At 71.3% G+C, this 14,790-nt stretch carries 2 protein-coding genes; both read left to right on the plus strand.

The annotated features are described in order from the left end of the window. The first annotated feature begins 14 nt into the window (after nucleotides 1–14). Complete coding sequence (locus ABD156_RS21240; RefSeq protein WP_344276161.1) at nucleotides 15–13,583, plus strand: amino acid adenylation domain-containing protein; 13,569 nt, start codon at nucleotides 15–17, stop codon at nucleotides 13,581–13,583. Further along, complete coding sequence (locus ABD156_RS21245; protein WP_344276164.1) at nucleotides 13,580–14,752, plus strand: macrolide family glycosyltransferase; 1,173 nt, start codon at nucleotides 13,580–13,582, stop codon at nucleotides 14,750–14,752. The genes ABD156_RS21240 and ABD156_RS21245 overlap by 4 nt, the downstream gene beginning before the upstream one ends. The last annotated feature ends 38 nt before the right edge of the window (nucleotides 14,753–14,790 follow it).

Raw genomic sequence — 14,790 nt, forward strand, 5'->3', positions numbered from 1 at the left:
TTCGGGAGTTGCTCATGGCCGAACGGATCTGCCCCGCTTCTTCCGAACAGGAACGGATCTGGTTCGCCAGCCAATTCGCACCGAATTCTCCCGCTTACCACATTTCGGCGGCCATGACGTTGCCGCCGGCCGCTTTGCCGCCGGAGAAAATCGGGGAACTGCTCGCGGCGGTGACCGCGCGGCACGAAGCCCTGCGGACGTCGCTGGCCGCCGACGAGCACGGCGTGCTGCACCAGACGATCCATGACGAGGTCGTCCTCGACGTCGAGCACGTCGATCTGCGCGGGCACGCCGAGGCCGAGGCGGAAGCCCGCGGCCTGCTGCGCGAATTGAGCCTTCGGCCGCTCCCCCTCGATCGCGCGCCGCTGTGGCGTGCGGCGTGCGTGCGCTTGTCCGACAAGCACTACTGGCTGCTGTTCGTGGTGCACCATGCGGTTTTCGATGCGGCGTCGAGCGTGCTGTTGCAGTCTGAGCTGGACGAGCTGTGCGCGGCGTCGGCGGCCGGGCGGCCTCCGGAACTGCCCGAACTGGCCACGCAGTACGCCGATTACGCGGTGCGGCAGCGCTCCGCGAGCGGCGATCAGGAGCGGCGGCTGGCGTACTGGCGCGGACAACTCGCCGAGTTGCCGGACTTGGTGCCCACGGATCTTCCCCGGCCCGCCGTGCCGGGGCAAGAGGCCGCGGCGGTGCCGTTTCGCTTGCCGGACGGATTCATCGATCGCGTGACGGCGGTCGGGCGCGGTCTTCGCGCGACGGCGTTCATGGTGCTGCTGGCCGCGCATCACGTGCTGCTCGCGCGGCTTTCGGGCACCGCTGACGTCGCCGTCGCGGTGCCGACGTCCAGCCGGGACCGGCAGACGCGGTCGGTGATCGGGATGTTCATCGACACCGTGATCGTGCGCGTCGCGCTGCCCGCCGAACTGACCTTCGCGGAAGCGGTCGGGCGGGTGCGGGACGCGCTCTTCGACGGCTTGCGGCACAAGGGAATCTCGTTCCAGGAGATCGCCGAGGAGTTCAGCGCCGACGGGGCCGACCGGTTCGGGCGGCTGTCCCGGGTCGCGTTCAACTACGTGCCGTCGTCGGGACACGAGTCGATCCACAACGGGTGGGCCCGCGCCGATCTCGCCCTTGAGTTGTCCACTGTGGACGGCTGGCTGCTGTACCGGACGGATCTGTTCCAGCGGCGCGGTGCCGAGGCGCTGACCAGGCGGTATCTCGGTTTGCTGACCGCGGCCCTGGACGCGCCGGACACGCGGCTGCGCGACCTGCCCTTGCACGCCGACGGCGAACTGGCGGAGGTGCTGGCCTGGAGCACCGGCGAGCCCGCACCACGTCCGGCACCGCTGTCCGAACTGGTCGCCCGGCATGCCGAGAACGCTCCGCAGCGCACGGCGGTGGAAGCTGTCGACGGCACGCTGACTTACGCCGAGCTGCACAAACGGGTCGAGCACCTGGCCGGAGTGCTGGCCGCGCGCGGGATCGGTCCGGAGCAGGTCGTAGCGATCGTCGTGCCGCGCTCGGCCGCTTATCTGACCGCCGCGCTGGCGGTACTCCGGGCCGGAGCCGCGTTCGCCCCGATTGATGCCGCAACCCCGCCAGCGCGGATCGCGAAGCTGCTGGCCAACACCACGGCAACCTTGGCCACGTCGTCCACAGTGGACCTGCTGCCGCCGGGCAGCAACCCCGTTGTGCTGGACGCGCTGGATGATCTGCCCACCGCAGCTGTGCCGCATCAGGCGCTTCCGGACAATGTCGCGTACCTGCTGCACACCTCGGGGTCGACCGGCGAGCCGAAGGGCGTGGTGGTCACCCGCGATTCGTGGGCGCGGCTGGCGGCGACCTGGGCTGAACGGCTGGGGCTGACGGGCGCGTCACGGGTCGCGCAACTCGCCTCGGCGGCTTTCGACGCGTCCGTGGCCGAGATCGGCGCTGCCCTGGTCGCCGGGGCGACGCTGGTGATCCCTGAGGCTCCGACCGCCGGGGAGGACCTGGCGAGGTGGCTGGACGATCAGGCAGTCACCGAGCTGCTGCTCACTCCGACCGTTCTCGCCAGTCTCCCGGAAGGATCGCTCCGCGGCGTCCGGACCATGTTCGTCGGCAGCGAGGCGTGTCCGACGGACCTGGCGGCGCGGTGGCACGCGGACGGACGCCGGGTAGTCAACGCCTATGGCCCGACCGAGGCGACCGTCAGCGCCACGCTGTGGGACTTCGAGCCCGGTGTCGAGACGCCGACCGTGCCGATCGGCCGCCCGCATCGGGGCGCGTGGGTGTATGTGCTGGACGCGGCGCTGAAACCGGTGCCGCCGGGGGTGACCGGGGAGCTCTATCTCGCGGGATCCGGCGTCGCCAGGGGTTATCTGGGTCAGCCGGGCCGGTCGGCGGAGCGGTTCGTGGCGTGCCCGTTCGGGCCGCCGGGTGCGCGGATGTACCGCAGCGGCGACCTCGCGAGGTGGGGCTACGACGGGCTGCTGGAGTTCCGGGGCCGCGCCGACGACCAGGTCAAGGTGAACGGGATCCGGGTCGAGCCCGGCGAGATCGAGGCCGCTCTGCTGGCGCGGCCGGACGTCGAGCACGCGGTCGTTGTGCTCCGCGAAGGACGGCTCGTCGGATACGTGACGGGGTCCACCGTGGACACTGAAGCGGCGCTGGCGGACCTCGCCGGTCGCTTGCCCAGCGGGTTGGTGCCTGGTGCGTTGGTCGCGATGGAGTCGATTCCGTTCACTCGCAACGGCAAGCTGGACCGGAGCGCCTTGCCCGCGCCTGCTGCGCCTACCGCTCCGCGCGGAGAGGTGTCCGGCACGGTCGGGTTGATCTGCCGGTTGTTCGGCGAGGTGCTCGGGGTGGCCGACGCCGGGCCGGAGGACAGTTTTTTCGCGCTTGGCGGAGACAGCATGTCCTCGATCCGGCTGGTGAACCGCGCCCGGAAGGCGGGTCTGACGTTCTCGCCGCGAGACGTGTTCCGGCGGCGGACCCCGGCCCGGATCGCCGCGGCCATGTCCGAGAAGCCGCAGGAAGTGCTGGCCCACAAAGATTCTCGCGCGACCGAACGGACGCTGGCGGACGTCTTCGCCGAGACTGCGCGACGGCATCCGGAGGCCTCGGCGCTCGACGACGGAACCACGGTGCTGAGCTACTCCGAGCTGTCCGAACAGGCCGGTGCGCTGGCTGAGCGCCTGCGCGGGCACGGAATCGGCGCGGGCGACCGGGTCGGCGTGCGGGTTCCGTCCGGCACGGCTGAGCTGTACATCGCGATCCTCGGCGTGCTCATCGCCGGAGCCGCCTATGTCCCGGTGGATGCCGACGATCCGGACGAGCGCGTCGAGCGGGTCTTCGCCGAGGCTGAGGTTCGAGTGGTGGTGCGGCAGGGCGGCCGGGTCGAGCCGCGCTCCGCGAGTGCGAGCCGGGCTGGCGGCGAGGCGTGGGTGATCTTCACGTCCGGCTCCACCGGGCGGCCGAAGGGCGTGGCGGTCCCGCATTCCGCTGCCGTGTCCTTTGTGGACAGCGAGGCGCGGCTGTTCCGCGCCGGTCATCCGCTCGGGCCGGGCGACCGGGTCCTCGCCGGGCTCTCGGTCGCCTTCGACGGGTCCTGCGAGGAGATCTGGCTGGCGTGGCGCAGCGGCGCGTGCCTCGTCCCGGCGGCCCGGGAGACGGTCGAGGGGCCTTGGCTGAGGGAACGCGGCATCAGCGTGGTCTCGACGGTGCCCGCCCTCGCTGCGGCATGGACGGCACCGGACCTGGAGTCGGTCCGGCTGCTGATCTTCGGCGGCGAGTCGTGCCCGGCGGACCTGCTCGACCGCCTCGCCGGGCCGGACCGGGAGATCTGGAATACCTACGGGCCGACGGAAGCCACGGTGGTCGCGACGCTGTGGCGGCACCGGCCTGGCCGCGCGACGACGGCCGCCGCCCCGATCGGCCGTCCGCTGCCGGGTGTCGCCGCGCACGTGCTCGACGCGCGGTTGCGCCCGGTGGAGCCAGGCGAATCCGGCGAGTTGTACCTGACCGGGGCGGGGCTCGCCCGCGGCTACGTCGGCCGTCCGGGGTTGGCGGCCGAGCGGTTCGTGGCCTGCCCGTTCGGCCCGCCGGGCGCGCGGATGTACCGGACCGGGGACTTGGTCCGCGAGGACTCGGACGGCATCCTGCACTTCTGCGGGCGCGCCGACGCGCAGGTCAAGATCCACGGCGTGCGGATCGAGCCCGTCGAGGTCGAAGCGGCCTTGCGCGCCCATCCGGCGATCCGTCGCGCGGCGGTGGTCGTGCGGGAAGACGAGCCGGGCAGGCGACGCCTCGTCGGTTACGTCGTGCCCGCCGCGGAGTCCACAGTGGACGTCGAGGGCGTGCTGACCGGGCTCGCCGCCGCCCTTCCCGGCGCGTTCGTTCCGGCTGACCTTGTTGTCCTGGACGAGATCCCGACCACCCGCAACGGCAAGACCGACCTCGCCGCGCTGCCAGCCCCGGTCCGGTCCGCGACTCCGACAAAGCGCGCGACAACCTCCACTGAGCAGCTGCTGTGCCAGGTGTTCGCCGAGGTGCTCGGGCTCGCCGAGGCCGGAGTCGACGACAGCTTCTTCGCGCTCGGCGGGGACAGCCTGCTGGCGATCACGCTGGTCGGCCGGGCGCAGGCGAAAGGCATCCGCTTCACGCCGCACGACCTGTTCCTTCGCCGCACCCCGGCCCGGCTCGCACGGCTGGCCGGCGACCGTCGCACCCCCGCCGATTTCCCGTTGGCGTCAGTGAACCAGGCCGAGGTCGACGACCTGCTCCGCGACTATCCGGGCCTGGTCGACGTCGTGGCGCTCACGCCGCTGCAACAGGGTCTGGTGTTCCACGGCAGCTACGACAGCTCCGAGAACTACCGCGTGCAACTGGCGCTCGAGCTGGACGGCGACCTCGATCCGGACCGGCTTCGCGACGCAGTCGACACGCTGGTCCGCCGATACCCGAATCTCGGCGCGGCGTTTCCGGCCACCCGAGACGGCCGCCTCGTGCAGGTGATCCCGGCGCACCGTCCGCCGCACTGGCGCGAAGCTGACGTGTCCTCGGCAGAGCACGAAGCCGAACGGATCTCCGCCGAGGAGCTGCAGGCACCGCTGGACCTTACCCGTCCCCCGCTGCTGCGAGCTGCGCTGTTGAAGCTGGGCGAGGGACGGTCGAGGCTGCTGCTGACCGTGCACCACGTGCTGCTGGACGGCTGGTCGACGCCCATCGTCATCCGCGAACTGCTCGCGCTGGCCACCGGCGAGGACTTGCCTCCCGCCGCCGACCACCGCGACTACCTGCGCTGGCTGGCGGAACAGGACCACGCGGTGGCGGCCAAGGCTTGGGCGCAGACATTGCGGGATCTCGACGGGCCGACTCTGGTGGCCCCGCCGCGCTCGCGCGCTGTCCGGCCGAAGCAGGTCAGCGTCCGACTGGGGGCAGACATCTTCGCCGCGCTCCGGGATCGGTTGCGGGGATTGGACCTGACGCTCAACGCCGCGGTGCAGTCGGCGTGGGCGGTCCTGCTCGGCAGGCTCACCGGCAAGGCCGACGTCGTGTTCGGCACCACGGTTTCCGGACGGCCGGCGGAGCTGGAGCACGCGGACCGGATGGTCGGGCTGCTGATCAACACGATCCCGGTCCGGGTCCGGTGTTCGCCGCACGAGCCGCTGGGGGCGTTGCCGCGCCAGGTTCAGGACCAGCAGGCGGATCTGCTGGAGCACCAGTATCTCGGCCTCGCCGACATCCAGCGCGCGGCCGGGCACGGGGTGCTGTTCGACACCGCGACCGTCGTCGAGACGTATCCGGACATCGGCGGGCTCGGCCGCGCCGGCGAGCTGGCGGTCACCGGGTTCGGCAGGCAAGAGTCGACGCACTACGCGCTCTACCTTTACGTGATTCCCGGGCACGAGCTGACGGTCGAACTCGCCTACCGGCCGGACGTGCTCAGCGCGGACACCGCAGCGGAGGTCGCCGAGAGCTTCCTCAGCCTGCTGACCGCGATCGCTGATCAGCCTTCGCGACCGGCCGGGGCGCTCCGGCTTTTGACCGACGACCGTGCGCAGGAATTGCTCGCCGCGGGCCTCGGTGCCGCTGCGGGAGCGCGGCCGTTCGACCCGATCTCGGCGGGCACGGACCGGGTCGCCGTACGCGACGCGGACGGACAGCTCACCTATCGCGAACTCGACGCGGCCGCGAACCGGTTGGCGCACTTGCTGATCGAGCACGGCGTCGGTCCGGAAAGGACAGTGGCAGTGGCGATCCCGCCGTCCGCTTCGTATCTGACCGCGCTGCTCGCGATCACTCGCGCAGGCGCGGCCGCACTGCCGCTCGACCTCAACCATCCGCTCCACCGCCGACAGTTCATGGTCGAAGACGCCCGCCCGCTGCTGACGCTCGGAACCACGAAGACCCTGGACGGCCTGCCCGGCCCGCACCTCGTCCTGCCGAATACCATCGACCAGCCCGACACGCGACCGGTTGAGCGCGCGACGCCGCAGCATCCGGCCTTTCTCTTCTACACCTCAGGTTCGACCGGCACCCCGAAGGCCGTCGTCACCACACGCGCCGCGGTCGCGAACGCCATCGCCGCCTTCGTGACCGGCTACCGTCTCGACGAGAACGCCCGGGTAGCGCACACCACGTCGGCGGCGTTCGACATCTCGGTGGCGGAACTGTTCGCTCCGCTGTCCGCAGGGGCGACCGTGGTGATCCCGGATCCCAGCGTGCCGCGCGCCGGGGCCGGACTCGGCGATTGGCTTCGCGAGGCCGAAATCAGCCACGCTCAGCTGGTGCCGACGGTCCTGGGCACGATCCCGCCCGAATCGGCGGACGGCCTGACCACCGTGATCGTCGGCGGCGAGGCGTGCCCCGGCGAACTGGCGCAGCGATGGAGCGACGGCCGCACGGTGGTCAACGCCTACGGTCCGACCGAGGCGACCATCTGGGCGACCCTGTGGGACTGCGAGCCCGGTTCAGGAACGGCCGTCGCCGCGATCGGCCGGCCGATGCCGGGTGTGCGCGTGCTGGTGCTCGATTCCGCGCTGCGCCCGCTCCCGCCGGGGATCACCGGCGAGCTGTACCTGGCCGGAGACTGCCTGGCCCGCGGCTACGGCGGTCGCCCTGCCCTGACTGCTGAACGCTTCACCGCTTGCCCGTACGGTCCGCCGGGCGCGCGCATGTACCGGACCGGCGACCTCGCGCACTGGGACTCCGACGGCACGCTGCATTACGACGGGCGTACCGACGGACAGCTGAAGATCAACGGCGTGCGCGTGGAACCGGGCGAGATCGAAGCCGCCCTTCTGACGCATCCGGACGTCGAGCAGGCTGTGATGTCCACTGTGGACAAGCGGCTGCTCGCTTACGTGGTGCCTGCCGAGGTGGTGGGCGTTCGGGAGCATCTCGCTCAGCTGCTGCCGCAGTCCGTGGTGCCCGGTGCGGTCATCGGGCTCGACGAGCTGCCCCGGCTGCCGAACGGCAAGATCGACCGTGCCGCGCTCCCCCGCCCGGCCCGCCGCGAGTCTCGCCGCCCGGCCGATGCGCGGGAAAAGACGCTGTGCCGGATCTTCGGCTCGGTGCTCGGCGTGACCGACGTCGGCGCGGACGACGGGTTCCTGGACTTGGGCGGGGACAGCATTTCCGCGATCCAGCTGATGACGCGGGCGCAGGCCGCCGGTCTCGGGTTCACCCTGCGGGAGGTGTTCCGGCACGGAAGCCCGGCCGGGCTTGCCGCGGTGGCACGGGTCCGATCCGACGTCGAGCCTGGCGGCGAGGAGGTGCCGCTGACGCCGGTGATGCACTGGCTGGCCGAGACCGGCGGCGACATCGACCGGTTCAGTCAGTCGGCGTTCGTGCACACTCCCGCCGGGCTGACCGAGGATCGGCTGGCGGGTGCGCTGGAGCAGGTCCTCGCGCGGCACGAGATGCTGCGGATGCGGTGGGTGCCGGGGGCTCCCGACAGCCAGGCTGGGAGTTGGCTTGGCGGTGCACCGGGTGCCGGGGAGAGCGCGCCAGGGCGGGGCAGGGATGCCATCGCACCGAGCACTGGAGACAGCCACCCGACAGCCGACACCAGCGCAGGACCGAGCACATCCCCCTCACCCGAACCGGGCACGATCGTCATCGAACCAAGCACCGGAAACTGCCTTCGCCGCGTCGAGATCACCGGCCCCGACCCCGAAGCACTCGTCCAGTCCGAAGCCGCGGCAGCGGGAGCATCCCTCGCACCCGAGCGAGGCGTGATCGTCCGCGCGGTCTGGTTCGACGCCGGACCTGCTCGCCGGGGCCGCCTGTTGCTGATCGTGCACCACCTGGCCGTCGACATCGTCTCCTGGCCCATCCTCCTGTCCGATCTCGCCGCCGCCTGCGAGGACCCCGGCACCCCGTTGCCCCCGGTGCCCACGTCCTTCCGCGCTTGGGCGACCCGGCTGCACGAGGAAGCCCGGTCCGCGCGGCGGCTCGCGGAGCTGCCGTACTGGACCTCAGTCACAGCCAACACCGGCCCCGCGATCACCACGGGGAGCCTGAACAGCGAACGAGACACTTTCGGCACAGCCACTCACCACACCGTCTCGCTCCCGGCGGACACCACCCGCGCCGTACTCGGTCCGGTGTGTGCGGCCTTCCATGCTTCGGCGGAAGACGTCCTGCTCACCGCACTCGCGATCGCGGTCGCCGACTGGCGTGAGCGCAACAGCCTGCCCCGCAAGGCGTTCCGGGTCGACGTCGAGGGACACGGACGCGCGGACCTCGACGACGCGATCGACCTGACCCGCACGGTCGGCTGGTTCACCACCATGCGCCCGGTCCGCCTCGACCCTGGCCCGCTCCGGTGGGACGACCTTTGGTCCGACGGCCCGGACGCGGGCCCGTGCCTGCGGCGGGTCAAGGAACAGGTCCGCTCCGCACCAGGGCAGGGCCTCGGCTACGGGCTGCTGCGCTACCTCAACCCGGACACCGCGGCCACGCTCGCCGCCGCCCCCGCAGCCCAGATCGCGTTCAACTACCTCGGCCGGTTCACCCCGTCCGCCGAGGCCGACTGGGCTCCGGTGACCGACTACGGCGCGCTCACCGCCGAGGTGATCACCGGCGGCTCCGGCAACCGGCAGCCGCTGGGGCATCCGCTGCTCGTCGACGCCCACGTGACCGAAGGCCCGGACGGTCCCGTCCTCGGCGCCACCTGGACCTGCGCCCCGGCGCTGCTGTCCGAAGCGGACGTCCGAGACCTCGCGGAGAGCTGGACCCGGGCGGTGACCGCGCTCGCCGACCACGCCCGGATTCCCGGCGCTGGCGGGCACACGCCTTCGGACTTCCCGCTGACGCCGCTCCGACAGTCCGATGTGGACCGAATCGCGACGGAGTACCCCGGCTTCGCCGACATCCTTCCGCTCACGCCTTTGCAACGCGGACTCGTGTTCCACGCCAACCTCGACGGCGCCGGCACCGACCTCTATCGCATGCAGCTCAGCCTCGATCTCACCGGAGAGGTGGATGCTTCGCGGCTGCGGGCGGCGCTGGTCTCGGTGCTGGAGCGGCATCCGCACCTGCGCGCGGCGTTCCCGATGGTCAGTTCCGGCGAGCCGGTCGCGGTGATTCCCGCGCTGACGGAGCCGGAGTGGACCGATGTGCGCGGCAGCGGCGAAGTGGAAGCGCTTGTCGAGGCGGAGGCGGCCCGGCCGTTCGACCTGGCCAAGCCGCCGTTGCTGCGGGCGCTGCTGGTGCGGATGCCCGGCGGACAGAACCGGCTGGTGCTCACCTATCACCACGTCCTGCTGGACGGGTGGTCGATTCCGCTGCTGCTGGACGAGATTCGCCGTGGCTACGCCGGGGATCACCGGGCGTCCGTGGCGGAGCTGCGCGACTACTTCGACTGGCTCGGCGAACAAGACCGAGAGGCCGCGATTCGGGCGTGGCGGTCTTCGCTGGACGGCCTCCCCGGTCCGACGCTGGTCGCGGACCGGCGCGCGACCGCTGATCCGGTCGAGATCACGACGTCACTGTCCACTGAGGACTACGCCAGGTTGTCGGCACGGCTGCGGCAGCTCGGCGTCACGCTCAACTCCGCCGTCCAGGCTGCTTGGGCGATTCTGCTCGGCGAGCACACCGGTCGCGCGGACGTCGTGTTCGGCACCACCGTGTCCGGGCGTCCGCCGGAGCTGCCGGCGGCGAACGAGCTGATCGGCCTGCTGATCAACACGCTCCCGGTGCGCGTCCGGCTGGCCGCTGACGAGCCGCTCGCCGAGTTCTTGCGGCGGCTCCAGCGGGAGCAGACGGAGCTGTTCGAGCATCAGTACCTCGACCTCGCGGAGATCCAGCGCCTTGCCGGGCACGGCGAACTGTTCGACACGGCCACCGTCGTCGAGAACTACGCTGGCGCCAAAGAACTGCTCGGCGGCGATGCTCTGTTCGCCGGCATCAGCGGCCGGGAATCGACGCATTACCCGCTCGACCTCACCGTCCGCCCCGGCGCGGAACTCGGGATTCGGCTGGCGTACCGGCCTGACGTCGTCAGCCCGGCGACGGCGACTGAGCTGGCCTCGCGCTTCCGCCGGATCCTCCTGACCGTCGCGGCCGAACCCGGCCGGATCCTGCGGCCGACGCCGACCGTCGCGGAGTGGTTCGGCCGGATCGCCGCGCGTCACGCGGACCGGCCCGCGGTCTCCGATGCGCGGATTTCTTACACCTACGCGGAATTCGACGCGGCGGCCAACCGGCTCGCGCACCTCCTGATCGCCCACGGCGCGGGCCCGGAGCGGATCGTCGCCGTCGCGGTACCGCGCGGAGCCGACCACGCGCTCGCGATCCTGGCGGTGCTCAAGTCCGGGGCGGCGGTGCTGCCGGTGGACACCGGTTACCCGGCCGAGCGGATCCGGTTCATGCTCGCCGACGCCCGGCCGGTGCTGACGCTGACGCTGACGCACGAGGAACTGGACACGCCACACCTCAATCTCGCCGATTCCCGCACCGCCCTTGCCGCGCGACCAGACACAGTGCCGAAGACCGAGGTCGGGCCGCTCAACCCCGCGTTCGTGCTCTACACCTCCGGTTCGACCGGGACCCCGAAGGCGGTCTCCGTCCCGCACGCGGCGGTCGTCAGCATGGCTGCCGCGCAGATCGACGGGTTCGCCGTCGACGCGACCGCCACCGTCTCGCAGTTGTCGTCGCCGAGCTTCGACGCGGCGATTTCCGAACTGTGCACGGGGTTGCTGTCGGGTGCGCATCTGGTGTTGCCAGGATCCGACGTCATCCTGGAAGGACCTTCGCTAGCTGAATGGATCACCGAACACGAGGTCACGCACGTGCAGCTCGCCCCGGCAGTGCTGGCCACCGTCCCGGCGGAGAGCCTGCCTCAGGTGCGCACCCTGGTGGTCGGCGGCGAAGCCTGTCCGGGCACGCTGATCGAGACGTGGGCGCGCGGCCGAAGGATGGTGAACACCTACGGCCCGGCCGAAGCCGCCGACACCGTGACGTTGTGGCCCTGCTCCCCCGGTTCCGGCCGCGCCGTCGCGCCGATCGGCCGCCCGATCCGGGACACCGAGGTGTTCGTGCTGGACTCGCGGCTCGCTCCGGCGGCGCGGGGAACGGTCGGCGAGATCTACGTCTCCGGCCCCGGTCTCACCCGGGGCTATCTGGGCCGGCCGGGGCTGACGGCGGAGCGGTTCACCGCCTGCCCGTTCGGCCCGCCCGGCGCGCGGATGTATCGCACCGGCGACCTGGGCCGCTGGGACGCGGACGGTCTCCTGCACTACGAGGGGCGGGTCGACGACCAGGTCAAGGTCAACGGGATCCGGGTCGAGCTGGGCGAGGTCGAGGCTGCCTTGACCGATCATCCCGACGTCGGGCAGGCCGTTGTCATTCCGGACGACGGACGGCTGGTCGGCTACCTCGTGCCCGCGCCCGAAGCTGCGGTCGATCCCGCCGCGGTGCGGGCCGGGCTCACGGCGCGGCTGCCGGTCCATCTCGTGCCGGCGGCGCTGCTGGTAATGGCACAGATTCCCCGTACGGCCAATGGGAAAATCGACCGTGCGGCCCTGCCTCGGCCGCGGGCTTCCCAGCAGTCTCCGGCAGCAGCGGGCCGGGCTCCGCGCACCCCGCACGAGCGCATGCTCTGCGAGGTTTTCGCCGACACGCTCGACCGGGCGTCGGTCGGCGTCGACGAGGATTTCCTCGCGCTGGGCGGACATTCGCTGCTGGCGATGCGGGCGGTCTCCCGGATCCGGGACCTGCTCGGCGTTGAACTGGCCGTGCGCGAACTGTTCGATCACCCCACGGCGGCCGGGCTCGCCGCACGCGTGGAGCAGGCCCGGCCCGCGGTGGCGGGATCGCTGGAGCGCCGCGAGCTTCCGGACCGGATCCCGTTGTCGCACAGTCAGTTCCGGTTCTGGGCGCGGGATCAGCTGCACGGTCCGACAGCCACGACGGTGCTTCCGCTCGCGCTGCGGCTGCCGGAGCTGGACGAGACGGCGCTGACCGCCGCGCTGACCGATCTCGTCGCACGGCACGAATCGCTGCGGACGGTCTACGACGTGCACGAAGGCCAGCCATACCAACGTATCCTGCCCCCATCACCGCCTGACGTACGTCGGCTGACCGCTGTCGACCTGGATCGGGTGCTGTCCGAGGCAGCTTCCGAACCCTTCGACCTGACGCGTGAGCCCCCGCTGCACGCTTATCTGGTCACCGGTGCGGAGCAGCTTCTGCTGCTGGTGCTCCCCCATGTCGCCTCGGACGGCTGGTCGCTGGACGTGCTTTCCCGCGACTTCCGCCAGGCCTACTCCGCTCGCCGCGCCGGGGTCTCGCCCGCTTGGCCGCCGCTTCCAGTGCGTTATGCGGATTACGCGGTGTGGCAGCGTCATCTGCGCGTCGACGAGCAGCTCGCCCACTGGCGATCCGCGCTCGCCGGGCTCCCCTCGGAACTCCCGCTGCCCTCCGACCGGCCGAGACCGTCCATCAGGACCGGACGAGGCGGGACCGTGCTCGGCCGCTTCGACGCCGGGCTGCGCGACGGCCTGACCGCGGTGGCCCGGGAGTGCGGGGCGAGCCTGTTCATGGTGCTGCACGCCGGCCTGGCCGCTCTCCTCACCGGCCTCAGCGGTGCCACTGACCTGCCGCTGGGGACGCCGATCGCCGGCCGTCCGCGCCCTGAACTGGACGATCTCGTCGGGTGTTTCGCCGACTGTCTGGTGCTGCGCACCGACACCGCCGGAGACCCGTCGTTCCAGGAGCTGGTGGCACGGGTGCGCGAGGTGGACCTGACCGCGTACGCCAACCAGGACGTGCCGTTCGACCGCCTGGTGGCGGAACTGGGCGCTCGCACGCCGGACCGGCACCCGCTGTTCCAGGTGCAGCTGGCTCTTCAGGACATGCCAGTCGGCGCGAACCGGGGCGACGAGCGTGCGGTCGCCATCGGCACGGACTCCCACGATCACGACCTGTATCTGGAATTCCAGGAGGCCCGGACGAACGAGCTGGACGCCTATCTGCACTACTCCAGCGATCTGTTCGACCGCGCCACCGCCGCCGGACTGCTCGACCAGCTGCGGGCGCTGCTCACCGCGGCCGTCGATGCTCCTGACGCGCCGCTGTCCCGGCTGGGGTTGTCATGACGCATCTCTGCATGGTGAATCTGCCGTCGTACGGACATGTGCTGCCGAGCCTGGAGGTGATCCGGGAACTCGTCGCGCGCGGGCATCGGGTGAGCTATGCCAACGACCCCGCTTTCGCCGACGTGATCACCGCTGCCGGCGCGGACTTCGTGCCCTACCGGTCGACGCTCTTGTCCTATTTGGACGGCCGGGCGGAGTGGCCTTCCGACGAGATCGCGCACAGGGACCTGTTCCTCGACGACGCTATTGCGATGACCCCGCAGCTGCGGACGGCGTTCGAGCGGGACCGGCCGGATCTGGTCCTGTACGACCAGGGCGTCGGCGCAGTGCGGGTGCTGGCCGAACAGTGGCGGGTGCCGCACGTGATGTTCTCGCCGAACTCGGTCCCGAACCGCAGCGACGAGGAACTCCTGCGCGAATTCGAGGAACGACGGCGTGATCCGCGCTACTCAGTCCACTACGGACGGTGGGAGGAGTGGTTGCGCGGCAACGGAATCCCGTCTGGCTATCTGGGCCGTCCGACGCGGGAGCTGGCGCTGATCCCGCGAGTGCTGCAGCCGAATCCCGAGCGGGTGGATGCTCGGCGGACCACCTTCGTCGGCCCCTGCTTCGGTTCCCGCCCGGATCCGGAGTGGCGGCCTCCTGCCGGGGCGGAACGGGTGCTGCTGGTGTCGCTGGGGTCGACGTTCACCAGCAAACCCGGCTTTTACCGGGAATGCGTCGCGGCATTCGGCGATCTTCCGGGATGGCACGTGGTGCTCCAGATCGGCAAGCACGTCGATCCGGCCGCGCTCGGAGAGTTGCCGGGGACGGTCGAGGTGCGGGATTGGGTTCCGCAGCCGGCGGTGCTGGAGAAGGCTTCCGCGTTCGTGACCCATGGCGGGATGGGCGGGTGCGTGGAGGCGTTGTTCCACGGCGTGCCGATGATCGCGGTGCCGCAGGATCCGCATACCGACCAGCCGGACAATGCCGACGCTCTGGTGCGGCTCGGGGTCGGGCGCCGGATCGATCCCGGCCAGGTGACCGCGGAGGTGCTGCGGTCGAGTTTGCTGGAGCTGGCCGAGTCGCCGGAGGTCGCGGCTCGGTTGGCGGAGGTTCGCCAGGAGCTGATGGCGGAGGGCGGGACCGGGCGGGCTGCTGATCTGATCGAGGCGGAGCTGGCGGGGTGAACGGTTCCGTGAATTCTCCCCTGAGCAGATTGTGTCCA

This window comes from Amycolatopsis albidoflavus, from assembly GCF_039525725.1.
Taxonomy (GTDB): Bacteria; Actinomycetota; Actinomycetes; order Mycobacteriales; family Pseudonocardiaceae; genus Amycolatopsis; species Amycolatopsis albidoflava.

Excerpts from the sequence above, each read along its gene's own strand:
- ABD156_RS21240 (WP_344276161.1), top strand. The coding sequence starts at position 15 with ATGGCCGAACGGATCTGCCCCGCTTCTTCCGAACAGGAACGGATCTGG.
- ABD156_RS21245 (WP_344276164.1), top strand. The coding sequence starts at position 13,580 with ATGACGCATCTCTGCATGGTGAATCTGCCGTCGTACGGACATGTGCTG.